The sequence below is a fragment of the Kineobactrum sediminis genome (assembly GCF_002868715.1).
Lineage (GTDB): Bacteria > Pseudomonadota > Gammaproteobacteria > Pseudomonadales > Halieaceae > Kineobactrum > Kineobactrum sediminis.
In genome coordinates, this window is record NZ_PKLZ01000028.1 from 1 (window position 1) to 1,272 (window position 1,272).

The window sequence follows — 1,272 nt, forward strand, 5'->3', positions numbered from 1 at the left end:
CTGCCGATGACACTGCGCTGGTTGCGGCGGGTTCCTTCGACCCCGTCACTGGCAATGTATTTGCGGCCAACGACCAGGGCGTGGAAGATGTTGCGGGCGCCGATGGCGCGGCCATCTCCGGTGTCGCTCCTGGCGATACTGGCACTGCACTGAACGATGCCGCCACGGTTGGCAAGGCCATCCAGGGCCAATACGGCGTCCTCACCATCAACACTGATGGCACTTACAGCTACGTGCGTGATCCCGGCACCCCCGGTGGTGTAGATGACACCTGCACCTACACTCTGCGTGATGCCGATGGCGACAGTTCTACAGCCACTTTGGTAGTCAGCCTCGGCAACAGCGACGTCACCGTTAATCTGCCCAGCGTTGAAGACAGTGGCACAATCGTTTCCGAAGCCGGTCTGGCCGCGGGCTCCAATGCCGCCGCCGATAGTGAAACCACCACGGGCAGCTTTAGCTTCGCAGCTGCTGACGGCCCGGCGGTTATTACTGTCAATGGTGCAACAGTCACCGCTGGCGACACCGTCAGCGGCACTTACGGCACCCTGACCATCACCAGCATAGCCGCCGGCACGGTTGCCTATACCTATACGCTGGACGTTGCTACCAACGGTGATGACACTAGCGATAACTTCGCTATTGTGGTGACTGATGCGGATGGCGATGCTGCCAACGGCAACCTGGCCATCAACATCATCGACGACGAACCGACCGCTGCTGATGACACTGCACTGGTTGCGGCAGGTTCCTATGATCCTGTTTCCGGCAATGTGTTTGCCGCCAACGACCAGGGTGTGGAAGATGTTGCGGGCGCCGACGGCGCAGCGGTATTCGGTGTCGCTCCTGGCGATACTGGCACTGCACTGAACGATGCCGCCACCGTTGGCACGGATATCCAGGGCCCATACGGTACGCTCACCATCGACGCCGATGGCAGCTACAGCTATGCGCGCGATGCCGGCACCCCGGTGGCGTGGATGACGCCTTTACTTACACCCTGCGCGATGCGGATGGCGATACCTCTACAGCGACACTGATCGTCAGCCTCGGCAACAGCGATGTCACTGTTAACCTGCCGACTGTGCAGGATGCCGGCACCAGCGTTTCCGAAGCCGGCCTGCCTGCGGGCTCCGATGCCGCGGCCGATAGTGAAACCACCACGGGCAGCTTTAGCTTCGCAGCTGCTGACGGCCCGGCCACCATTAGCGTTAACGGTAACGCCGTTGCCGCTGGCGACACCGTCACCGGCACCTACGGCACCCTGATCAT

2 protein-coding genes are annotated in these 1,272 nt (G+C 61.4%); both read left to right on the top strand.

Annotation, left to right across the window (positions count from 1 at the left end):
- The coding region (locus tag CWI75_RS18170) for a VCBS domain-containing protein (protein WP_193817268.1) at positions 1–1,040 on the top strand (1,040 nt) is incomplete at its 5' end.
- The coding region (locus CWI75_RS18295) for a hypothetical protein (RefSeq protein WP_146003633.1) at positions 977–1,272 on the top strand (296 nt) is incomplete at its 3' end. The genes CWI75_RS18170 and CWI75_RS18295, both read left to right, overlap by 64 nt.